This is a genomic window from Paenarthrobacter sp. CCNWLY172, assembly GCF_037402035.1.
In the GTDB taxonomy this organism is placed as follows: Bacteria; Actinomycetota; Actinomycetes; order Actinomycetales; family Micrococcaceae; genus Arthrobacter.
Window position 1 is genome coordinate 77,178 of record NZ_JBBEGB010000006.1, and the last position, 22,300, is coordinate 99,477.

At 63.0% G+C, this 22,300-nt stretch carries 18 protein-coding genes; 12 read left to right on the top strand and 6 right to left on the bottom strand.

The features are described 5' to 3' along the window. Nucleotides 1-17: 17 nt before the first annotated feature. The 4 genes from rpoZ (at nucleotide 18) to WBN73_RS10975 (ending at nucleotide 5,126) form a co-directional block, all read left to right on the top strand. A complete protein-coding gene (rpoZ, locus tag WBN73_RS10960) occupies nucleotides 18-278 on the top strand; it encodes a DNA-directed RNA polymerase subunit omega (RefSeq protein ID WP_017197559.1) in 261 nt (86 codons plus the stop codon). A 28-nt stretch (nucleotides 279-306) separates the two neighbouring features. Beyond that, nucleotides 307-1,557, top strand: a complete 1,251-nt coding sequence (coaBC, locus tag WBN73_RS10965) for a bifunctional phosphopantothenoylcysteine decarboxylase/phosphopantothenate--cysteine ligase CoaBC (protein WP_337340266.1) — start codon at nucleotides 307-309, stop codon at nucleotides 1,555-1,557. A 76-nt stretch (nucleotides 1,558-1,633) separates the two neighbouring features. Then, nucleotides 1,634-2,863, top strand: coding sequence for a methionine adenosyltransferase (metK, locus tag WBN73_RS10970; protein ID WP_089595220.1), 1,230 nt, complete (start codon nucleotides 1,634-1,636; stop codon nucleotides 2,861-2,863). Between the two features lie 163 nt (nucleotides 2,864-3,026). Next, nucleotides 3,027-5,126 (top strand): primosomal protein N', encoded by a 2,100-nt coding sequence (locus WBN73_RS10975; protein ID WP_337340267.1) that lies wholly within the window; start codon nucleotides 3,027-3,029, stop codon nucleotides 5,124-5,126. A gap of 7 nt (nucleotides 5,127-5,133) precedes the next feature. Here WBN73_RS10975 and WBN73_RS10980 read toward each other — a convergent pair whose 3' ends face one another. From WBN73_RS10980 to WBN73_RS10995, 4 genes are read right to left on the bottom strand one after another with little or no spacing between them, the layout of a single operon-like run. Continuing rightward, entirely contained in the window at nucleotides 5,134-6,216 is a 1,083-nt protein-coding gene (locus WBN73_RS10980) for a glycosyltransferase family 4 protein (RefSeq protein WP_337340268.1), read from the bottom strand. Continuing rightward, nucleotides 6,213-7,154 carry an alpha/beta fold hydrolase gene (locus tag WBN73_RS10985; protein WP_337340269.1) on the bottom strand — a complete coding sequence of 314 codons (942 nt, stop codon included), beginning with the start codon at nucleotides 7,152-7,154 and terminating at the stop codon, nucleotides 6,213-6,215. Before WBN73_RS10985 ends, WBN73_RS10980 begins: the two co-directional genes overlap by 4 nt. A gap of 10 nt (nucleotides 7,155-7,164) precedes the next feature. Further along, nucleotides 7,165-8,046 carry an aldo/keto reductase gene (locus WBN73_RS10990; RefSeq protein ID WP_337340270.1) on the bottom strand — a complete coding sequence of 294 codons (882 nt, stop codon included), beginning with the start codon at nucleotides 8,044-8,046 and terminating at the stop codon, nucleotides 7,165-7,167. Between the two features lie 34 nt (nucleotides 8,047-8,080). After that, entirely contained in the window at nucleotides 8,081-9,043 is a 963-nt protein-coding gene (locus tag WBN73_RS10995; RefSeq protein WP_207593653.1) for a sugar-binding transcriptional regulator, read from the bottom strand. Nucleotides 9,044-9,165: 122 nt separating this feature from the next. Between WBN73_RS10995 and WBN73_RS11000 the strand changes: the two genes are divergently transcribed. The 8 genes from WBN73_RS11000 (at nucleotide 9,166) to holA (ending at nucleotide 21,120) form a co-directional block, all read left to right on the top strand. Continuing rightward, nucleotides 9,166-10,947, top strand: a complete 1,782-nt coding sequence (locus WBN73_RS11000) for a glycerol-3-phosphate dehydrogenase/oxidase (protein WP_337340271.1) — start codon at nucleotides 9,166-9,168, stop codon at nucleotides 10,945-10,947. 169 nt (nucleotides 10,948-11,116) lie between these two features. Further along, nucleotides 11,117-11,869 carry an MIP/aquaporin family protein gene (locus WBN73_RS11005; RefSeq protein ID WP_207593651.1) on the top strand — a complete coding sequence of 251 codons (753 nt, stop codon included), beginning with the start codon at nucleotides 11,117-11,119 and terminating at the stop codon, nucleotides 11,867-11,869. A gap of 81 nt (nucleotides 11,870-11,950) precedes the next feature. Next, nucleotides 11,951-13,465, top strand: a complete 1,515-nt coding sequence (gene glpK, locus WBN73_RS11010; RefSeq protein ID WP_207593650.1) for a glycerol kinase GlpK — start codon at nucleotides 11,951-11,953, stop codon at nucleotides 13,463-13,465. Nucleotides 13,466-13,758: 293 nt separating this feature from the next. Beyond that, a complete protein-coding gene (gene leuS, locus WBN73_RS11015; protein ID WP_280622916.1) occupies nucleotides 13,759-16,287 on the top strand; it encodes a leucine--tRNA ligase in 2,529 nt (842 codons plus the stop codon). Nucleotides 16,288-16,295: 8 nt separating this feature from the next. Continuing rightward, complete coding sequence (locus WBN73_RS11020) at nucleotides 16,296-17,330, top strand: DegV family protein (protein ID WP_337340272.1); 1,035 nt, start codon at nucleotides 16,296-16,298, stop codon at nucleotides 17,328-17,330. Nucleotides 17,331-17,402: 72 nt separating this feature from the next. After that, nucleotides 17,403-18,227: a helix-hairpin-helix domain-containing protein gene (locus WBN73_RS11025; RefSeq protein WP_337340273.1), complete on the top strand. Its 825-nt coding sequence runs from the start codon at nucleotides 17,403-17,405 to the stop codon at nucleotides 18,225-18,227. Next, nucleotides 18,220-19,947 carry a ComEC/Rec2 family competence protein gene (locus WBN73_RS11030; RefSeq protein ID WP_337340274.1) on the top strand — a complete coding sequence of 576 codons (1,728 nt, stop codon included), beginning with the start codon at nucleotides 18,220-18,222 and terminating at the stop codon, nucleotides 19,945-19,947. Before WBN73_RS11025 ends, WBN73_RS11030 begins: the two co-directional genes overlap by 8 nt. 156 nt (nucleotides 19,948-20,103) lie before the next feature. After that, complete coding sequence (gene holA, locus WBN73_RS11035; RefSeq protein WP_280622913.1) at nucleotides 20,104-21,120, top strand: DNA polymerase III subunit delta; 1,017 nt, start codon at nucleotides 20,104-20,106, stop codon at nucleotides 21,118-21,120. A 107-nt stretch (nucleotides 21,121-21,227) separates the two neighbouring features. Here the strand turns inward: holA and rpsT are convergent, their stop codons facing one another. Both rpsT and WBN73_RS11045 read right to left on the bottom strand, forming a co-directional pair. Further along, nucleotides 21,228-21,488, bottom strand: a complete 261-nt coding sequence (rpsT, locus tag WBN73_RS11040) for a 30S ribosomal protein S20 (RefSeq protein WP_207593645.1) — start codon at nucleotides 21,486-21,488, stop codon at nucleotides 21,228-21,230. 178 nt (nucleotides 21,489-21,666) lie between these two features. Then, complete coding sequence (locus WBN73_RS11045; protein WP_337340275.1) at nucleotides 21,667-22,194, bottom strand: type II toxin-antitoxin system PemK/MazF family toxin; 528 nt, start codon at nucleotides 22,192-22,194, stop codon at nucleotides 21,667-21,669. Nucleotides 22,195-22,300: the final 106 nt, after the last annotated feature.

The following is a 22,300-nucleotide window of genomic DNA, read 5'->3' on the forward strand; positions in this document are numbered from 1 at the left end:
TAAAATTTGGAGAATTCGTGTCCACGAACCTTGAAGGCATCATCAACCCGCCGATCGATTCGCTGCTTGAGGCTGCTGATTCCAAGTACGGCCTGGTCATCTTCGGCGCCAAGCGTGCCCGCCAGATCAACGCCTACTACGCCCAGCTCCACGAGGGCCTGTTTGAGTACGTTGGCCCGCTGGTTGACACCAAGCTGAACGAGAAGTCGCTGTCCATCGCCCTGCGCGAGATCAACGAAGGCCTTTTGGTTTCCACGCCGATCGAGCCCGCAGAATAAGTACAGACTGCCTGTTGACGGAGGTCACGTGCGCATAGTCCTCGGAGTCGGGGGAGGGATTGCAGCCTACAAGGTTGCATCGCTCCTCCGGCTTTTTACTGAAGCCGGCCACAAGGTCACGGTCATCCCCACGGAAGCGGCCACACGGTTTGTTGGAGTCGCTACGTGGGAGGCCCTCTCGGGCAACCCTGTGAGCAACAGCGTCTTTGACGACGTCGAGAAGGTCAACCATGTGCGCCTGGGCCATGAAGCCGACCTGATTGTGGTTGCACCCGCCACGGCGGACCTCCTGGCCAAGGCTGCAACAGGACAAGCGGGCGACCTCCTTACCAATACGCTGCTCATGGCCCACGGTCCAGTGCTCTTTGCTCCGGCCATGCACACTGAGATGTGGCAGCATGCCGCAACCCAGGCGAACGTGGAGACGTTGCGCAGCCGCGGTGTGACAGTACTCGAGCCAGCCTCCGGTCGCCTCACCGGGTCCGACTCGGGCCCTGGCCGCCTGCCGGAGCCGGAAGCAATCTTCACGGCTGCGATGGCTTTGACTGAGGTGGCGGATGGCGCCAAGGCTTCACCCGCCGCGGAGCAGCCGTTGGCAGGCCGGATCGTAACGATCTCAGCCGGTGGCACCAGGGAGGCGCTGGACCCGGTCCGCTTCCTGGGCAACCGCTCGTCCGGTAAGCAGGGTGCTGCCCTGGCCGCCGCAGCCTTGGCTGGCGGGGCAACTGTTCGGTTCCTTGCCGCACATATGGACGTCGAACCGCCCGCCGGCGTCGAGCTTGTCCGTGTTGAGTCGGCGTTGGAACTGCGCGAGGCCGCGCTGAAGGCGGCAGTGGATTCCGACGTCGTCATCATGGCCGCCGCTGTGGCGGATTTCCGTCCGGCCGAGGTCTCGGACACCAAGATCAAAAAGGTCGACGGCGAGGATGCGCCGGTGGTGCGTTTGATCCGGAATCCTGACATCCTGCATGAGCTCGTGGAACGCCGCAACGCCGAGGGTGGCAGGCAACTGATTGTCGGTTTCGCGGCCGAAACAGGCGACGCCCAGGGAGACGTCCTGGAACACGCAACGGCCAAGCTCAAGCGCAAGGGCTGCGACCTCCTGGTAGTTAACCAGGTGGGCATTGGGCGCGTGTTCGGCCAGGATGAAAATTCCGTGGTGATCCTCTCCGGTCACGGAGCCGAACCGCAGTCGGCCGCCGGTTCCAAGGCCGATGTCGCCGCTGCAGTGGTTGATCGGGTGGGCGTCGAGCTCACACGGGTCTTCCCGGCGTTGTAACTGAGCCCACACCCGAATTCTTAGCACAGGGACACACGGCAGATGCTGCCGTCCCGCAACCCAGTAAGGTGGTCGAGTGACTTTACCGCTGCACCATGAACACCATGGCACCCCGTCCAAGCTCCGGCTCTTCACTTCCGAGTCGGTCACCGAAGGGCACCCGGACAAAATCTGCGACCAGATCAGCGATGCCATCCTTGACGCGCTGCTGGCCGCTGATCCTGAGTCCCGCGTGGCCGTTGAAACCATGGCCACCACCGGCCTGGTGCACGTGGCTGGTGAGGTCACTACCGACGCTTACGTAGAGATCCCGCAGATAGTCCGTGAGACTATCCTCGGCATCGGATATGACTCTTCAGCCAACGGCTTCGACGGTGCCCGTTGTGGTGTTTCGGTGTCCATCGGCCAGCAGTCCAACGACATCGCAGGCGGGGTGTTCAACTCCCTCGAGGCCCGCGAAGGCCGCCAGGAGGATGACTACGATCTCCAGGGTGCAGGCGACCAAGGCATCATGTTCGGCTACGCCAGTGATGAAACAGCCTCCTACATGCCCACGCCCATCTGGCTTGCCCACCGCTTGTCCGAACGGCTCACCGAAGTGCGCAAGAACGGCGAATTGGCTTACCTCCGGCCGGACGGCAAGACGCAGGTTACCGTAGGGTACGACGGCGACCGCCCGGTTTCCGTTGAAACCGTGGTGATCTCCAGCCAGCACGCCGAGGAAGCTGGCCTTGAGCAGCTTCGGGCCGATCTCGCCAGTTACGTCATCGACCCCGTCCTCGCGGCGTCAAGCCTGGACCTCTCGCGCACGGCCAATATTCTGAACCCGGCCGGTGCCTTCGTCATCGGCGGTCCGGTAGGCGATGCAGGCCTCACGGGGCGCAAGATCATCGTCGACACTTATGGCGGGTTCTCCCGGCATGGCGGCGGCGCCTTCTCAGGCAAGGATCCGTCCAAGGTTGACCGTTCGGCTGCCTACGCCATGCGGTGGGTTGCCAAGAACGTGGTGGCCGCCGGACTGGCCAAGCGTGCCGAAATCCAGATTGCCTACGCGATTGGCCAGGCCCGCCCGGTCGGGACGTACGTTGAGACGTTCGGCACGGAGACCGTGGACCCGGCCCGCATCAGCGAGGCCATCGACGAACTCTTCGACCTGCGTCCGCGCGCCATCATCGATGCCCTGGACCTCAAGCGGCCCATCTACGCCAAGACGGCAGCCCACGGACACTTTGGCCGCGACGAGCCCGATTTCACCTGGGAGCGTCTGGACCGGGTTGCTGACCTGAAGGAATATTTCAACGCCTGATCGCTTTGTCGATTTTGCCGGTGCCATCCGGGGTTACTACTTTGTCGGTGGCCCGTGATTGGCTGGTGCCAGTGAGATGCCCGCAGCGGGTTCCATCCTGCTGCGGGCATCTGCGTTGGTGACGCGCAGCGGTTTTCCGCTTGATGAGTTGGAGGTGAAGTGCATGGCAGGACCCGAGGCCCAGCCGTCCCTGCTTCAACCCTCGCTGCTGCAAGGTTTCCCGGACCGCCTGCCCGTCAACGGCCCGCCCCTGGCAGAAACGGACCCCGTTGCCCGAGTGGTTCTGGAGTCCTCCCTGCCCCACCTGGACCGGCCCTTCGATTACAGTGTTCCAGCTGTGCTGGCCGAAGCGGCTGCCCCCGGGGTAAGGGTCAAGGTCAAGTTCAACGGCCAGGAACTGAACGGCTACATCACAGAGCGGCGCGCGACCTCCGACGCGGCTCACCCGTTGACGGCCCTGCACAAAGTCGTCTCGCCGGTGGCTGTCCTTACCCCGGCCATTGCAGAGCTCGCGGCCAGGGTTGCTGCCAGGTACGCCGGAACACTGAGCGATGTCCTTCGGACTGCTGTTCCTCCCCGTATCGCCAAGGTGGAGAAGGAGTTGCTGTCCGGAGATTCAGATGAGGCCGTGGTGGATCCGGCGCCGGACAGTGATGCCCACGCATGGGCTTCGTACTCCAACGGGGCCCCCTATTTGCAGCACCTCGCCAGTGGCGGCTCGCCGAAGGCTGTCCTCACGGCGCTTCAGGGTTTCGGTCCGGACGGGTGGCCCGCACTTGTTGCTTCCGCCGTTGCTGCGGTGCGGTCCTCGGGACGGGGCGCCGTGGTGGTCGTGCCTGACTACCGGGACTTGGAGCAACTGGAAGCCGCCCTGGAGAGGGTCCTGCCGAAGTCCGACGTCGCACGGCTCACCGCGGACGACGGGCAGACGCCCCGTTACCGGAACTTCCTTCGGCTGCTGAATGGATCCGCCGGGGTAGCCATCGGCACACGTTCGGCTGCCTATGCGCCTGTACGCGACCTTGGCCTGGTGGTGTGCTGGGATGACGGTGACGATCTCCACATTGAGCAACGGGCACCGTACGCGCACACCCGGGAAGTTTTGCTGCTGCGTGCCGAGCAGGAGAACGCCGCGTGCCTCATGGCTTCCCATAGCCGCAGCACCGAGCTCCATCGTCTGGTCGAGATGCAGTGGGCCGTAGCCATTGAAGCGCCACGAAACGTGGTGCGTTCGACTGTTCCGCGGGTCTTGAACACCGCCGACAGTTTCGAGCAGGAACGGGATCCCCTGGCACGGATCGCCCGTTTGCCGGGCTCGGCGTGGCGTGCGGCCAAGGAAGGCTTGGAGCGCGGGCCTGTCCTGGTCCAGGTGGCACGCGCCGGATATGCGCCGTCGCTGGTCTGCGAGACGTGCCGGGAACTGGCCCGCTGCAACGCCTGCCAAGGGCCGCTGGCGGTTTCCAGCGGCTCCGCCATACCTGCGTGCAGGTGGTGCTCCACACCGGCGCCCCAGTGGAGATGCACCCACTGCAGCGGAACCCGGCTGCGTCGTGGCGCAGTCGGCGTCATGCGCACCGCAGAGGAATTGGGCCGTGCGTTCCCTGGCAAGGCTGTGGTGACTTCCTCCGGTGAACACATCAAGGCAACAGTTCCCGATACTGCTGCCCTTGTGGTGGCAACCGTGGGAGCCGAGCCTGTGGCTCCAGGGGGCTATGCTGCCGCTCTGCTGTTGGACGGCAACTCGCTGCTCCGGAGGGAAAACCTCCGGGCGGGGGAGGACACCGTCAGGCGTTGGTTCAATGCCGCTGCCTTGGTCAAACCTGCCCACGAGGGGGGCCTCGTGGTGATCACGGCTGACGATACCGTCGCCACGGGTGCGCTGCTGCGCTGGGACGCGCCGGGCTTCGCATCACGTGAACTGGCGCTGAGGAAGGAACTCCATTTGCCCCCAGCGGTGCGGGTGGCGTCAATTACCGGTACCAGGGCCGACGTCGGGCATTTCGCGGATGCCTTTGAAGCTACCGCGACGTTGCCGTCGGGCAACAAGCTCCGGAAGGCCGGTCCTGCGCCGGTTCAGCTTTACCCAGGGGCCTCGCAGGGCGCCTCCAGCGAGGCAGATGAGGACGTCCGGACGTTGTATTTCCTGCCGTACGGCGACGCTGCGGAAGCCACGCGTGCCCTGCGGGCCGTGAAGGCTGCCAGCGCCGCCAAGCGCACGTGGGGTCCTGTACAACTTCGCCTGGACGGCGTGGACGTCCTCTAGGGGATCCCTAGGCCCGGCGTTTGCGCAGTGCCACGACTTCCTCGGCTGCAGCAAGCAGTTGCCGCGCCGACTCGTCCCAGGTGAATTCGGATGCCCGCTTAACGGACTGGCGGGAGCGCTGCTGCCAGAGAGCGTCGTCACCGAGCGCAGCCACAGCGCCGGCGAACTCCGTAGGTGATCCGGGGTCCACATAGCTGACAGCGTCTCCGCCCACTTCACGGAAGATCGGAATGTCGCTGGCAATGACAGGGGTTCCCAGTGCCATGGCTTCCACCAACGGCAAGCCATACCCCTCAGCGCGGGAGAGACTGACCAGGGCAGTTGCCCTCAGCAGCAGTTCGTCGTACTGGGCGTCGGTGACGCCGTTGTGGAACTGGACCTTGGCTCCGGTGGGAACCATAGCCTCAAGTTCAGACTGACGTTGCGGGGTGATGCGGCTGAGCAAGTGCAGGGTGTAATCGTGCAATCCGGCCATTCCCCGAATCATCGTCTCTACGTTCTTGTACGGCATGAACGAACCCATGTAGAGAAGGGTTTTATCTGCGCCGGAGCCAGGATCGCGCGGCGACTGACCTGGCTGAGGGGCATTGCCGACTATCCGGACGGGCCGTTTGGTCAGTTTGTATTTGGCCATCAACGCTTCAGTGGTTCGGCTGATGGTGGCCACGATATCCGCTCGGTTCAGCAGGAGACGCTGCGGCCAGTAGGCCTTGTGGTACAGCCTCCACAGCAAACGCACGGGTGCGGGCAGGAAGCCAGGGGGTGTCGGGTGCTGGTAGTAAATGAGGTCGTGGAGTGTGAGCACCAGGCCGTACCGGCGGCCGAAGGTGCCCATGGTCTGCATGGGGCACACCACCACATCGGCGTTGAGGGGATTGACCTTGCGGGCTACGAAGAGTTCGACGGGTGACAACGGGCTGTTGACGAGCACGTAGGGGACGTCCGGCAGCAGGGCAAGTTGGCGCTTATCGCTGATCAGCATGGTGACGTCGGCGATTTTGGATGTTGCGGCTATGAGGCTTGAACCGTAGCGGCTGATGCCATCGTGGTGGTCCGTCCTGGTAAAGCGGGCGTCGATGACAATTTTCACGCGGGATGTTCCTCCAGGAAGGTGCGGATGGCTTCTGCCGCCGGGACCGGCGTCTCATAGTGGATTAAGTGCCCGACGCCGGGAATGACTTCCAGCCTCGCGTCCGGAAGGCGCTCCATGAGTTTGTACTGGTTGGGAAGGGTGGCGATCTCATCTTTCTCACCGGCCACAAGGAGCACCGGGAGGGTGAGTTGTTCGGCAACCTCGGCCACGTGTCCTGAGACGGAGGCCTTGAAGGATTCCAGCAGGCTCTTCCTGTCGGCGAAGGCGCTGAAGTAGGCGTCGTGCTGGCCGTGGATGAAACGGCGCAGGGCTTTGTTCTTGGTTTTGGCCATGGTGATGCTCATGATGCGCACGATCGCCCGGTTACGAAGGATTGCGAGACCCAGGGGGCGCGGAAGCCTGGCCGACACCTGGTAGTACAGCACAGCGAGCTTGGTCATGATGCCCTTTGGACCCTCCAGCGCGGGCGCGGCAATGGGGTTGATCAGGATCAGCGGGTAGATGGCGTGTGGGTGCGTCGCTGCGAAGTGGCTGGCGACGATCGAGCCGAAGGAGTGGCCCAGCAACACGGTCTTTGGCCCGAGGCCGAGCGCTGACATGAAGCTGGAAATGAACTGACCGTAGCGTTCAACAGTGTGCTCATCATCAACGAACGGATCGGAGCTTCCGAAGGCCGGCAGGTCCGGCATGATGATCCGCATTTCCGGGAGCTGGTCGGCCACCCGGAGCAACCCGTGGTGGTCTCCCCGGAATCCGTGGATCACCAGGATGGTACGGGTTTTGGGGGTGACGGTGACCGGTTCGTACGTCCAATACGCCACGTTGCTGCCGTCAACATCAATGTCCGAAGCTACAGTCCGCCCTGGAAGGGCTTCGCTGAAGAATGTGGGGGCCTGTGTTCCTTCGGGGGAGTTGGCGGTGTCCACTTTTTCCATGCAGCTGTTCCTAATTCACATTGTCCGGATGCGATCCGGTTCGATGGTGCCGCTCAAGCCCTGCGATGCCGTCCATGTCCGTGGCGTCGAGTTCGAAATCAAAAACGGCGAAGTTCTCTTTGATACGGCCTGCAGAGCTTGCTTTCGGGATGACCAGGTTCCCCAGTTGGAGATGCCAGCGGAGAACAACCTGCGCAGGAGTCCTGCCGTACTTCGCCGCCAGGCGGATGATGGCCGGATCCACCAGTACCTGCCCTCTGCCCAGTGGGCTCCACGCCTCAGTGCGTATACCGAGTTGTTCGTGCAAGGTGCGCAACCTGGTCTGCTGCAACCAGGGGTGCAGCTCGATTTGGTTGACGGCCGGGACTACTTCGGCCTTCTGCATCAAATCGTCCAGGTGGCCGGGTTGGAAGTTGGAAACACCAATGGCCCGGATTTTGCCTTCCCTGTACAAGGTCTCCATGGCTTTCCACGTCTCCACCAACAGTCCACGTCGGGGACAGGGCCAGTGAATGAGGTAAAGATCCACGTAGTCGAGCCCAAGGTTTGAGATGGACGTGTCGAAGGCGCGAAGGGTGGCGTCGTAGCCGTGGTCATCGTTCCAGACCTTGGTGGTGACGAAGAGGTCCTCCCGTGCAAGGGTGTGAACGGATTCTCCGGAACCGCCCGTTCCCCTGTTGGCTTCCGCGGCATCTCCGACTGCGCCGCCGATGGCTCGTCCGACGCCGACCTCGTTGCCGTACATCGCGGCCGTATCAAAGCGCCGATACCCCTCGCCCAGGGCTGTGGCTACCAGTGCTTCGGCGTCCTTCGGGGGCACTTTATAGAGTCCGTATCCCAGGCTGTCCATCTGTACGCCGTTGTTCAATGTCTGCCGGGACGGGAATCTCATAGCAAAGACTCTACCCATTCCTTGCACGAATGCTTCAGGAGTGGCCATTGAAACTGACAAGTCGCCGGGCCGAGGCTTCGTCCAAAATGAGGTCCGTGGCCAGCCCGGCGGCCAGTGCTCCCTGGAGTCCATTGATCTTGGAGGCACCGGACACCACGCAAATGCGGCGCCTGACTTGCCGCAATTGCTCATGGCTGGGGCCCGTGGACCGTTCGTTGAGGGTGATGCCGTCCGACGATCCATCGCTGCGGAAAAATACCGTGGCGACGTCGCCCACCACGTCATCGGCGGCCAGCATGGTGAGGTCGCGTTCATCGAGGTAACCGCCGGCATAGACGTGGCTGGGATAGTCCGAATCCACCGAACCCACGCCGAATATAGCGATGCTCATGCGTGCCTGCAGATCAAGAATGCGTTGAACGCTGCGCTCATTCCACATGGCCGTCTTGGTGGATGCATGATCAAAGAATGCCGGAACAGGAAACTGCTCCACCCGTGCACCGTAGGCGCTGCCGAAGCGGCGCATGATGTCGCTGGCGTAGGTAATGCCGGTGGTTTGCATGTTTCCAGCACCGTTGAGCTGGACCACAATGCTGTCGTGCGTCACCTTCCGCGTGAGATGCCGGCTGACCGCACTCAGCGTCGCACCCCAGGCCACGCCGATGATGGCGTTCGAGTCCACCAGGGGGCCTATTGTTCGCGCGGCCTGCATGGCAACGCGGTCCAGGGTCTCTGCTTCGTTGAGCGTGTCCAACACGGGAACCACATGGACGTCCACTCCATATTGGTTGCGGATCTGGCTCTCCAGTTCGGGTCCGGTGTCAAAAGGGCTCCTGATCTGTACCTGCACAAGGCCGGTTTCGCGTGCCGATGACAGCAGCCGGGACACCGTGGACCGGGACGTTCTCAGCTCCCGGGCGATGGCGTCCATGGTCAGGTCCTGGAGGTAATACATCTGTGCAGCCCGGAGCGCATCCGAGTGACGTGATCGTGCCATCTCATTTCCTTCCTGCACGTTTGTGCAAATAGCTTGACTCCATTTTCCACCTTCGCAAGATTAGTGGTGAACGGTGCAGCAGCGAGTGGCGCGGCGCACGAACCAAGCCCAAGGGAGCAGTTTTGGGACACAACAGGATTTCCGGTACCTCACGGCACACAGAGCGCGACTCCGTCGTTGCGCTGCAGGAGCGGCCCTCGGCCAAGGTACTTATCATTGGCGGCGGCATCAACGGTGTAGGAACGTTCCGCGACCTGGCCCTGCAAGGTGTGGATGTGGCGCTTGTTGAACGCGGCGACTACTGCCAAGGTGCCAGTGGTGCTTCCTCGCACATGATCCACGGTGGCATCCGCTATCTCGAAAATGGCGAGTTCCGCCTGGTCCAGGAATCCGTGGTGGAGCGCAACCGGCTCCTGCGCATTGCACCGCACTACGTCAAGCCGCTCCAGACCACCATCCCCATCTTCAGCACCTTCTCCGGAATCCTTTCCGCACCCATGCGTTTCCTCACCCACAAGCAGGGCAAGCCCAAGGAACGCGGCGCATTCCTCATCAAGGTTGGCCTGAGCATGTATGACTTCTTCTCCCGTGACGGAGGAAGTGTGCCCCGCCACCAGTTCCGTGGAAGGACCCGGGCCCTGGCCGAGCTTCCCAAGCTGCACTCGGGGATCAAGTACGCGGCAACCTACTTTGATGCCTCGGTCCACAACCCCGAACGCCTGACCCTCGATGTCCTTCAGGATGGCGAGAAGGCAGGCCTGGGCGGCGGACTTCCCGGTGGAAGCGCCCGCGCCAGCAACTATGTGTCACTCGTTTCCATGGGCGCGGACGGGGTTCTCCTCCGCGATGAACTGACCGGCAAGGAATTTGAATTCAAGGCAGACGTGATCGTCAACACCACAGGCGCCTGGGTGGATCTCACCAACCAGGCCATGGGTGCCGTCAGCAAGTTCATGGGCGGAACCAAGGGCTCCCACATTGTCCTTGACCACCCGGAACTTCTTGCCGCCTGCAACGGCAGGGAGATCTTCTTCGAACACACCGACGGCCGCATCGTCCTCATCTACCCGATGGGCGACCGCGTCCTGGTGGGCACCACCGACGTCGACGCGGACATGTCCGAAGACGCCGTGTGCACCGAAGAAGAGATCGACTACTTCTTCGACCTGGTAGGACACGTGTTCCCCACCATCAAGGTGGAGCGGGACCAGATTGTCTACAGCTTCGCCGGCGTCCGTCCGTTGCCCCGTCACGACGAAACCCAGCCCGGCTTCGTTTCCAGGGACTACCGGATCGAGCGCAGCGTCCGCACCGGCGATGGTGCGGTAGCCACGCCAGGCGGTAAGGCCGCCGTCGTACTCAGCTTGGTAGGCGGCAAGTGGACAACGTTCCGCGCCCTGGCCGAGCACATGACCAACGACGTCCTGCGTGAACTCGGCATGGAACGCAAAGTCTCGACGGCGAAACTCGCCATCGGCGGCGGCGCCGGCTTCCCTGCCACTGAACAGGGCGAACAGGAATGGATCAAGAAGCACATGGGTCCGGGCCTGGACGCTGACCGGGTTGCCGGGCTGCTGACCCGCTACGGTACGCGGGCTGACGCGGTGATCGCGTACCTCAACGCAGGCCATGACCAGCCATTGCGGTCAACGCGTGAACTCAGCGTCCGTGAGTTGGAGTTCATGGCCGAGCATGAGCAGATCGGGCACTTGGTGGACGTCCTTATCCGCAGGACGTCCCTGGCGTTCCGTGGCTTGGTCACCGGTGAGCTGCTGAACGAAATTGCCGCCGCCTTGGCCGAACCGCTCGGCTGGGATGCTGCCGCCCGTGAAGCAGAAATCCGCCACGCCCAGGAAGTACTGCAGCGGTTCCACAAGGTTGACGTGCACAGTCTCGTAGCCTGAGCCCAAGCAGCGGAAACAGCTTGACCGTCCCAACGTGCGGCAGGGGCGGAATGGGGTAGGTGGGCCCGACAGGGGACCACCACACCGGGACGGTTCCGGAGAGCGGAACCGTCCCAAACGGCCTCTTCACCCGCGAGGGGGCTGATAACAGAAAAATGAGGAGTCAAAGATGTCTCTTGGAATTGTTTTCCTTTCCGAAGTATTCGGAACCATGATGCTGACCCTGTTGGGTTGCGGCGTCGTGGCAAACGTTGCGCTCAAAGGCACCAAGGGCAACAACGCTGGATTCTTGATGGTGACGTGGGGCTGGGGTATTGCGGTCTTCGCGGGCGTTTTCGTGGCTGCAAAGTCCGGTGCGCACCTGAACCCGGCCGTGACGTTGGGCCTGCTGGTCAACGGCAAGGCAGAGTATGCCCCGGACGTAGCCGTCACCTTCGCGTCCACCCTGACGTACTTCGGCGCCGAACTGCTGGGTGCCTTCCTGGGTGCGGTTGTCTGCTGGCTCGCATACAAGCAGCACTTCGATGAAGAACCCCTGGCAGCCAACAAGCTGGGTACTTTCTCCACCGGTCCCGCCATCCGTTCCACCCCGTGGAACCTCGTCACAGAGATCATCGGCACTTTCGTCCTGGTCTTCGTCATCCTGACCTTCGGCGGTACCCCCTCAGGACTCGGCCCGCTGGCCGTGGCACTGCTCGTTGTCGGTATCGGCGTTTCCCTCGGTGGCCCCACCGGTTACGCCATCAACCCTGCACGTGACCTCGGCCCCCGCATCGCGCACGCCCTCCTTCCCATCAAGGGCAAGGGCAGCAGCGACTGGGCCTACTCCTGGATCCCCATTGTTGGACCGCTGGTTGGCGGCGCACTTGCGGGCGTCGTAGCTCTGTGGGTTCCCGACATCATGCCTGCGGTCGCCGGCTGATCCTGCCCGTACCGAACCGCACACACCCTCAATCACCACTGAGTAACCAGCAACGACCATCACTAAGACAAGGACGTCACCATGAATCAATACGTCATCGCCATTGATCAGGGCACCACCAGCTCCCGCGCCATCGTGTTCGACCACTCCGGCAACATCGTCTCCACCGGCCAGATGGAACACGAGCAGATCTTCCCGCAGGCTGGCTGGGTTGAGCACAACCCCGCCGAAATCTGGAACAACACCCGGGAAGTTATTGCCTCCGCCCTGTCCAAGGCGAACCTGACGCGGCACGACATCGCCGCCGTCGGAATCACCAACCAGCGTGAAACTGCGGTTGTCTGGGACAAGAACACCGGTGAGGCTGTCTATAACGCCATCGTCTGGCAGGACACCCGCACCCAGCCGATCGTGGACCAGTTGGCCCAGGACGGCGGGCTCGAACGCTTCAAGCAAAAGGTGGGCCTGCCGCTGGCCACCTACTTCTCCGGCACCAAGATCAAGTGGATCCTGGACAACGTCGACGGTGCCCGCGAACGTGCGGAAGCCGGCGACCTCCTGTTCGGCAACACCGATGCCTGGGTTCTGTGGAACCTGACCGGAGGTGTGGACGGCGGCGTCCATGTCACCGATGTCACCAACGCATCCCGCACCCTCTTCATGGACCTCGAGACGCTCCAATGGGACCAGGAAATCCTGGACGTCTTTGGCGTTCCGGCCTCCATGATGCCGGCCATCAAGTCCTCCTCCGAGGTCTACGGCCAGGTCCACACCTCCCAGCTCCTTCGGGAAACTCCGGTAGCAGGCATCCTGGGCGACCAGCAGGCGGCCACCTTCGGCCAGGCAGCCTTCCAGGCCGGCGAAGCGAAGAACACCTACGGCACAGGCTGCTTCCTGATCTTCAACACTGGCGAGGAAATTGTTCACTCCAAGAACGGCCTCCTCACCACGTTGGGATACAAGCTGGGCGACGCCAAGCCGCACTACGCCCTGGAAGGTTCCATCGCGGTCACCGGTTCCTTGATCCAGTGGCTCCGCGACAACCTGGGCATGATCAGCTCCGCTCCGGAAGTTGAGGACTTGGCTGCCGGTGTCAAGGACAACGGTGGCGTGTACATCGTCCCCGCCTTCTCCGGCCTCTTCGCGCCGTACTGGCGCGCGGACGCCCGCGGCGCCATCGTCGGCCTGACCCGTTTCGCCAACAAGGGCCACATTGCCCGCGCCGCGCTGGAAGCAACTGCCTTCCAGACCCGCGAGGTGCTGGACGCCGTCAACGCGGACTCGGGTGTTCCGCTCACCGAGTTGAAGGTCGACGGCGGCATGGTCGCCAACGAGGCACTCATGCAGTTCCAGGCAGACATCCTGGGCGTACCGGTGGTCCGTCCCAAGGTGGTGGAAACCACGGCCCTCGGCGCTGCCTACGCGGCGGGTCTCGCCGTCGGATTCTGGAAGGACCTGGGTGAGCTCAGCGCCAACTGGAACGAAGACAAGCGCTGGGAACCGCAGCTGCCGGCAGAAGAGCAGGAGCGTCAGCTGCGGCTCTGGAAGAAGGCCGTGACCAAATCAATGGACTGGGTCGACGAGGACGTTAAGTAGTCTGACCTCGACAGAGGTTCCGGGGACTCCCGCCCGCCCGCTTCGCGGTGCCCACCACACCATGGCGCGGAGTCCCCGGAACACCTCTTGGGCGTACGGACGTCTTGCACCCGGCCCACGGGTTTGGTGGGGTAAGGTATTGGTATGCGTGAGATCCTTCTGCTTAGCTAGCCGCCCGGCTTTTATCAGCCGTGCGGCCGCCCCTCCATTGTTGAGGGGCTTTTGTGTGTCCGGGGCTATCCGGGACCGCAGCAGGAGGCAAAACCGCCATCGAAGAACAGAAGAGGGCAGCAGTGAGCGTTCAGCCGGAGACAGAGACCGGAACAGCACAGACAGCCGCAGCTGAAGCGCCTGAAGAGGGCGTCTACAGCTTCGCGGCGATGGAAGCCAAGTGGCCGCAAGTCTGGGAAGACCTCAAGGTCTTTACTCCTGCCGACGACGGTTCGCGGGAACGGCGCTACGTGCTGGACATGTTCCCCTACCCTTCCGGTGACCTGCACATGGGCCACGCCGAAGCATTCGCGATGGGCGACGTGGTGGCGCGATACCTGCGCCAGAAGGGCTTCGACGTCCTGCACCCCATCGGTTGGGACTCTTTCGGCCTCCCCGCGGAGAACGCCGCGATCAAGCGCAACGCGCACCCCAGCGAGTGGACCTACGCGAACATCGACACCCAGGCGGCGTCTTTCAAGCGATACGCCATCTCCGCCGACTGGTCCCGGCGCATCCACACCTCGGATCCCGAGTACTACCGGTGGACGCAGTGGCTGTTCAAGCGCTTCTACGAGCGCGGATTGGCCTACCGCAAGGATTCGCCGGTCAACTGGTGCCCCAAGGACCTCACCGTCCTGGCGAACGAACAGGTTGTCAACGGCGCCTGTGAACGCTGCGGCACACCCGTCACCAAGAAGTCGCTGAACCAGTGGTACTTCAAGATCACCGACTACGCTGACCGCTTGCTGGAGGACATGGACCAGCTGCAAGGGCACTGGCCCGAGCGTGTCCTGGCCATGCAGCGCAACTGGATCGGCCGCTCTGAAGGCGCGCACGTGCGGTTCGTCATCGAAGCCACGGAAGAGCGTGCCGAGCGCGAAGTCGCGGTCTTCACTACCCGTCCTGACACTCTCTATGGCGCAACGTTCTTTGTTGTTGCAGCAGATGCGCATCTGGCGCTGGACCTGGTGACTCCGGAACAGCACGACGAACTCATGGCGTACCGCGAAAAGGTCAAGGCGCTCTCCGAAATTGAGCGCCAGTCCACCGAACGCGAGAAGACCGGCGTCTTCACCGGCCGTTACGCCATCAACCCGCTCAACGGCGAGAAGCTCCCGGTATGGGCCGCTGATTACGTGTTGGCCGACTACGGTACGGGTGCCATCATGGCCGTGCCTGCGCATGACCAGCGCGACCTCGACTTCGCCAAGGCCTTCAACCTGCCCGTCCGGGCAGTGGTGGAAACAGGCGCCGAAGATCCCGCAGAGACCGGCGTGGCCACTGCCGGCGAAGGCACACTGAAGAACTCCGGCGACTTGGACGGCTTGTCCAAGTCCGAGGGCATTCCGGCAGCGATCGAGATCCTCGAGAAGCTGGGAACCGGCGAGAAATTCGTCAACTTCCGTTTGCGTGACTGGCTGCTGAGCCGTCAGCGTTTCTGGGGTACGCCCATCCCCATCATCCACTGCGGCGAATGTGGCGAAGTTCCCGTCCCCGATGACCAGTTGCCCGTCAGGTTGCCCGATAACCTGCGGGGTGAGGCGCTCTCGCCCAAGGGGACCTCCCCGTTGGCCGCCGCCGTCGAGTGGGTCAATGTTGAGTGCCCCAACTGCGGCCGCGCTGCGCAGCGCGATACCGACACCATGGATACGTTCGTGGACTCGTCCTGGTACTTCCTGCGCTTCGTGTCCCCGGACTACACCGAGGGCCCGTTCGATCCCGAAAAGATCAACAACTGGATGCCGGTCGGGCAGTACGTAGGTGGCGTTGAGCACGCCATCCTGCACCTGCTGTACGCCCGCTTCTTCACCAAGGTCATCAAGGACATCGGCCTGATCGAAGCCAATGAACCGTTCTCGGCGCTGCTCAACCAGGGCCAGGTGCTCAACGGCGGCAAGGCCATGAGCAAGTCCCTCGGCAACGGTGTGGACCTCGGCGAGCAGTTGGACAAGTTCGGCGTCGACGCCGTGCGCCTCACCATGGTCTTTGCCTCCCCGCCGGAAGACGACGTCGACTGGGCCGACGTTTCGCCGTCGGGTTCTGCCAAGTTCCTGGCCCGGGCCTGGCGGCTTGGCCAGGACGTCAGCAGCGAGCCGGGTGTGGATCCGGCTGCTGGCGACCGCGTACTGCGCACTGTCACGCACAAGACCATCGCCGATGCCGCGGAACTGTTGGACAACAACAAGTTCAACGTCGTGGTGGCCCGCCTGATGGAGTTGGTGAACGCGACCCGCAAGACCATTGATTCCGGTGCAGGTGCCGCAGACCCCGCCGTACGCGAAGCGGTGGAAGCCGTTGCGGTCATCCTGAGCCTGTTTGCTCCGTACACAGCCGAGGACCTGTGGAACACCCTGGGCCACCCTGCTTCCGTAGCGAATGCAGGCTGGCCGAAGCATGACGAAGCATTGCTGGTGCAGGATACCGTCACCGCTGTGGTTCAGGTGCAGGGCAAGGTTCGCGATCGCCTGGAAGTGTCGCCTGACATCACTGAGGACGCCTTGCGGGAACTTGCCCTGGCTTCGGAAAACGTCCAGCGTGCCATGGACGGTCGCGGCATCCGGACCGTGATCGTCCGGGCACCTAAACTGGTGAACATCGTCCCCGCCTAGCAGGGACAATGCGGCCGCCGGCAGTCTGCCGGCGGCCGGCCATCATCTTTGGAGGTTGCGTGCCTGAGCGAGAACCACCCGCATGGATATGGCTCAAGGAAAGAGTGGCGCGCCTTAGGCAGCCCACTGTGCCGGTTCCAGCAGCTGACGTACCGTTGGCCGCCGTCGTCAAGACAGCAGTAGTCACGGATTCGGCGGCTGCGCTTCCCTCGGACTGGGTCTCGGCCTTTACCGCCGACGGACGGCTCGCTGTTGTTCCCATGCCCGTCATGGTGGGGAACGAAATTTATGGCGAGGGCGAAGACGACATCACCCAGACTTTATCGCTGGCCCTGGCCTCGGGTGCCTCGGTGAAAACGTCCCGGCCATCACCCGGACAATTCGAGCAGGCCTACCTCGCTGCCCAGCGTCGCGGTTTCGAGTCAGTGGTTTCCATCCACATTTCGTCCGAGCTCTCCGGAACCGCCGATGCTGCCCGACTGGCTGCGGCCCGCGTCAGCATTCCGGTGGAAGTGGTGGACTCCCGCACGGTGGGCATGGCGCAGGGCATGGGGGTCCAAAGTGCCGTGGTTGCTGCTGCCGATGGGCAAGAGGCTGCCGAAGTCCGTGGTTTCGCCGAGCGGCGCATGGAGCGCACCAAGGTCTACTTCTACGTGCCCAGCCTGGAACAGCTACGCCGTGGTGGGCGGATCGGTGCGGCAGCGTCCCTGTTGGGCACGGTCCTCGCCATCAAGCCCATCCTGGCCGTCGACGGCGGCAAGATCGTTCCGCTGGAAAAGGTCAGGTCCGCCGTGCGCGCCGTAGCTCGCTTGGAGGAGATCGTTGCAGCGGATGTTGCTTCCCGCCCGCACGGACAGCAGCGCCTGGCAGTACACCACTTTGGCAACCAGATGGAGGCCGAAGCCCTCGCCGCCCGGCTGAACGAGAAATGCCCCGACTGCCCGCCGCCGCAAATCAGTGCCTTGCCTGCCGTCCTGGCGGCTCATGCCGGCCTGGGGGTTCTGGCTGTCATTGTGGGGGAGAGCAGCACGCCAACGGACTGATCATCCGGCGGTTTATCCACATAGCCCATGTGGGGCGGACTGACCCTGCGGCGCCGGCCATAAGCTCATTTCATGCCACGCTGGAACCGGGATTCGTCCCCAGATGCCGCAGCGACGGCAGCACGGCAGCGCTTTACCTCCCGATTGGCCGGAGAGACCCTGGCTTCTCCGCTGTTGGAGTTGCCGGACAATTATCCTTCTGTTCCAGTTGGCGACGAGGAAGACCCCGGAGACCTCCTTCGCAGATCCCGTCTTCGATGGCGTGCCCCTTGGCGCGTAGCGGTACTCCTGGCGGTGGTAGGGGCAGGCCTCATCGCGTGGCATTTATGGCAGTCTTCCTTGGGCCAGCCAACATCAGAACCGTTGGATTCTTCCACGTCTGTTGGCCCCGTTGTGCCGGGTTCGTCAGAATCGCCGCAACCGGTGGGTTCGGAGTCCCAGGGGAGCCTGATTGTTCACGTGGCGGGGGCCGTGCAGCAGCCCGGCGTCGTCACTTTGCCGCTGGGTAGCCGCGTCTTCCAGGCCATTGATGCCGCCGGGGGTGCAGCGCCAAACGCCGAACTCGGCGGGCTGAACCTTGCCGAGGTGCTCAGCGATGGAGCCAAGGTTGCCGTTCCAGTAGCGGGGGAAGCCCCGCGGGGCGCCCCGTCTGCGATTGCTGGCAGTACTGGCACTGGCAGTTCCAGCGGCGGGGCCACGAAGGTCAACATCAACACTGCCACCTTGGAGGAGTTGGGGACATTGCCCCGGGTGGGGCCCGTCACTGCCCAGCGGATTCTGGACTGGCGGAAAGACCATGGACCGTTCGCCTCGGTGGACGAACTGGATGCCATTGATGGGATTGGGCCCAAGCTCATGGAGTCCCTCAAAGACCTTGTGACGGTGGAGGGTGGCTGAGTCCGTGGGAGGTCCGGAAGCGGGAAAACGCATAGACCTGAGGCTCGTGCCGGTGGTGGTGGTGACGTGGTCTGCAGCGCTGGCAGGTGGCCGCATGGATGCGGTCTGGTCGGCTGTGGTGGCGGTTGCACTGGGCTTGTTTGGCGGAGTGTTCCTGGTGGTGGGGCATCGCCAGGGGCCGTCCGGAGTGCGGCCCCGAACACTGTGGGCCACCCTGGCCCTCGCGTGTGTCCTGGGCGCTGCTGTTGCGGTTCATTGTGGTGTCATCGCCGACAACCGTGAGAACGGACCACTGGCCCCGGCGATGGCCGCCGATGAGGGGGTCGTCGTTCACCTTCTCATTACGGGCAGCCCCACACCGGCGCCTGCACCTGCGCCTTCAAGTGACGACAGATGGATGGTTGATGCGGGTCTGATTCATCTCACGTCCAAGGGAAACGTGATACGTGGAACTGCCGGCATCGTTGTGTCGGGCGGTGCTGCCTGGCGGAATGTACGGGCGGGGCAGAGCGTCAGAACAACCGGAACGCTGAAACAGGTGCGGGAAGGGCAATCCGAAGCTGCGCTTCTCAGCGCGTCCTCTGACCCCGTCGTTACCGGATCCGGGTTCGATGCCCGACAGACAGCGGCCGACGTACGGAAAGGGTTTGTCTCCGCTGCTGACTGGCTGCCTCCGGACGCGTCCGGGCTGCTCCCTGGAATGGTGACGGGCGATACCAGCGCGCTGCCGGAAAGCCTGGAGGCGGCAATGAAGACTACGGGAATGACTCACTTGACGGCGGTCTCGGGAGCCAACTGCAGCCTCATTCTGGGTGGCTTCATTTTGTTGGCACGGTGCTTCCGGTTGGCGCGCCCGGCAGCAGGGGCTTTTGCTGCGTGCGGGCTGGTGGCATTCGTCACCATGGTGGGGCCGGATCCCAGCGTCCTACGGGCCGCAGTCATGGGGACAGTGGGGCTGGCTGCCCTGGCGGGTGGGCTGCGCGGACGGTCCTTGTCCTTCCTCTGCCTCGCCACAACCATCCTGCTGCTGTTGGACCCGGCCATGGCGGCCAACGTGGGGTTTCTCCTCTCGGTTCTGGCGACGTTCGGAATTGTGCTGCTGGCGGCGAGAATTGCGTCGTGGATCCCTTTCTGGGTGCCACGGTGGTTGGCTGCCGGGGTTGCCGTGCCGTTGTCTGCCCAGCTGCTGTGTGGCCCGGTGATCGTGGCACTTCAGCCACAGTTCACCACATTCGCGCTGATTGCCAACGTGGTAGCAGGCCCGTTGGTGGCTCCGGTGACGATTTTCGGCACAATTGCCGTACCTTTGGCCACACTTCTTCCCTGGCTCGCGGTGGTGCCCATCGCTGTCTCCGGGACCTGTGCTGGGTTGGTTGCGGGAGTGGCGCGGCTTTTTGCCGGCCTGCCAGGGGCTGCCCTGCCGTGGGCAGAGGGGCCGGTTGGAATAATGGCCATGGTGCTCTCATCCTTGGTGACCGTCCTGGTTGTTTGGATGGTGCTGCGCCCTGCGCAGGTGATGGGTCACGTCATGGGACTTCATGGCGCTGTAGTGGCGCTCCTTGATCGCTTGGTGATCGTCCGGGGGCGTAGGTGCGGGCTGCCGACGGAGACGCCGCAAGGATCTGTGCGCTGGCGTTGGAGAGGGCCTTCCTGGAGACCAAGGCTGACTGGGCAGAAGCACAAAACCAACTCAGAGGTGAAGAATTGGCGACGCACCTAATCTGCAGCCCTCGGCCGCCTGCACCGAGCCGCCCCCAAGGGGCGAGAAGCGGTTGTACGCCGCCAGGGTGTCAGGCACCCCCGAACACCAAATTCCACCCCCTGCAAAACATGGCAGACTTGAATCCTGCAAAGAAACGTCCGGAAGGAACCACCTGTGGCTGCTGCCCAAAATACCCGGGCCAAGAGCGTCGCGGCGAACACCGTCAGCTGGCGGGATGCGGCACCGGCCGCCGTCGTCCTGGTCATGGGACCAGAAGAATATCTCGGTATCCGGGCCGTGGACGGCATCCGGGCCCAGGTGCGAACCACCACCCCTGATGTCGAACTGAGCAGACTCAACGCGGGCTCCTACGAGGCCGGATCCCTGGCGATGACCGTCACGCCATCCCTCTTCGGTGAGGGGAAGCTCATTGAGGTCGATGGCCTCGAGGCCATGAATGATGCTTTTCTGGCGGACGGACTGGCCTACCTCCAGCACCCGGACCAGGACGTTGTCCTGGTCTTGCGTCATGCCGGGGGCGTTCGTGGCAAGAAGCTGCTCGATGCCGTGAAGTCCGCTGGCTGGCCCGTCATTGATTGCCAACCGTTGAAGAAGGACTCTGACAAAACCGCGTTCGTCGTCTCCGAGTTCAGGGCCGGAGGGCGACGCATTGAGGGCGATGCTGTCCAGGCCCTGGTGAACGCAGTGGGCGCAAACCTTTCCGAACTTGCAGCAGCGTGCAACCAGTTGATCGCCGACGCCACTACCGCCGTGACGGCGGAGACCGTTGAACGCTACTACGGCGGCCGGGTTGAGGCGACGGCCTTCAAGGTTGCGGATGCTGCGATGGCTGGTAATGGGCCGGTGGCACTGTCCACGTTGAGGCATGCCTTGGCCACCGGGGTGGATCCGGTTCCCTTGGTTGCGGCACTGGCGGCCAAGCTGCGGACGCTGGCCAAAGTTGCAGGGGCCAATGGTTCTCCAGCCACCATCGCCAGGAATCTGGGAATGCAGCCGTGGCTTGTTGAGCAGGCGCAGCGGGATGTCCGGCGATGGACTCCCGAGGGCCTGATCCGTTCCATCCAGGTCATCGCAGAAGCGGACGCGCAGGTGAAGGGTGAGTCGCGGGACCCTGTCTACGCAGTGGAGCACGCGGTGACTGTAATTGCCATGTCAGCCAGCCGACGTTGATGCCGGTCAGCGGCGGCATCGCCGCCACTGATACAGCCGCTTAAACCCAAAGGCCGGCACCCAACGGGTGCCGGCCTTTTGATCAGCTCAGTCGAACTGGAAAAACCTTAGAGTGCGTTGACCTTCTTGGAGATCGCAGACTTGCGGTTTGCAGCGTTGTTCTTGTGAATAACGCCCTTGCTGACAGCCTTGTCCAGCTTGCGGCTGGCAGCAGCAAGTGCAGTTCCAGCAGCATCCTTGTCAGCAGACTCAACGGCGGTGTTGACGGCGCGGATGGCCGTCTTCAGCTCGGACTTGACTGCGTTGTTGCGCAGGCGAGCCTTCTCGTTGGTGAGGATGCGCTTCTTCTGGGACTTGATATTAGCCACGTATGAACTCTCTTTTTAATGCGGAAATGGTCTAGAGGGTTTTCAGGTTGGCCATCGACTGAGCGGCGTGGGGATGCCTATGGCAGCCAACCATGTATGGCCGTCGACCTGCACGGACACACAGCTATAAAGGATAGCAGAAAGTCCGGGCTCTTCGGGAACTGGGCCCCCGATCCGGCTATTGCCGTTCTTGAAGGGCCCGTGCGACCTCCCGGAATTGCGGTTTTCCCAAAACGGCGCCTTCGCGCCGGATCGCACCAGGATCGAGGCGGATAATGCGCCCAACGTTGATTTCGCTGGGCCTGCCCTGCCGATCCCAAGGGCCGGTTCCTATATCAACATAGTCGTCCGCGCGTGCGCCATTGTCGTGGTCCTTGGAGGTCAGCATAAGACCCAACAGCCATTCGCGATCCCGGCCCACCAGGAGTACGGGCCGGTCCTTGCCTTGTGTGTGGTCCTCTTCGTAGGGAACCCAGCTCCAGACAATCTCGCCGGGATCCGGCTGACCATCTGGCTTGGGGGAGTAGCTGACCTTGAGGGAACCGCGAAAATCGCCCGGGTAAGAACCTGGCTGGCGTACGACGTCGGACTGCCGGGTTTGTGTCCTGCGGGCACCTGACGGTGTGGCTGCTTTAGTGCTGTTGCCACCGAGGGCTTTGAATGATCGCAGGATGAGTTTGCCCAAAGGGCGCAAGTCGAAAGCCATGTGACAACGCTACAGCTGCGTGGAGCTGACACCTGGGCAGGCAATGTACGGCGAAGCGCAGGTTCATGGGAGACTAGAGGATCAGATGCGCGGCGTGTTCCGGCTG

Excerpts from the sequence above, each read along its gene's own strand:
- WBN73_RS11045 (WP_337340275.1), bottom strand. The coding sequence starts at position 22,194 with ATGGCTTTCGACTTGCGCCCTTTGGGCAAACTCATCCTGCGATCATTC.
- glpK (WP_207593650.1), top strand. The coding sequence starts at position 11,951 with ATGAATCAATACGTCATCGCCATTGATCAGGGCACCACCAGCTCCCGC.
- WBN73_RS11005 (WP_207593651.1), top strand. The coding sequence starts at position 11,117 with ATGTCTCTTGGAATTGTTTTCCTTTCCGAAGTATTCGGAACCATGATG.
- WBN73_RS10985 (WP_337340269.1), bottom strand. The coding sequence starts at position 7,154 with ATGGAAAAAGTGGACACCGCCAACTCCCCCGAAGGAACACAGGCCCCC.
- WBN73_RS11020 (WP_337340272.1), top strand. The coding sequence starts at position 16,296 with ATGCGGCCGCCGGCAGTCTGCCGGCGGCCGGCCATCATCTTTGGAGGT.
- WBN73_RS11025 (WP_337340273.1), top strand. The coding sequence starts at position 17,403 with ATGCCACGCTGGAACCGGGATTCGTCCCCAGATGCCGCAGCGACGGCA.
- WBN73_RS10995 (WP_207593653.1), bottom strand. The coding sequence starts at position 9,043 with ATGGCACGATCACGTCACTCGGATGCGCTCCGGGCTGCACAGATGTAT.
- WBN73_RS10990 (WP_337340270.1), bottom strand. The coding sequence starts at position 8,046 with ATGAGATTCCCGTCCCGGCAGACATTGAACAACGGCGTACAGATGGAC.
- WBN73_RS10975 (WP_337340267.1), top strand. The coding sequence starts at position 3,027 with ATGGCAGGACCCGAGGCCCAGCCGTCCCTGCTTCAACCCTCGCTGCTG.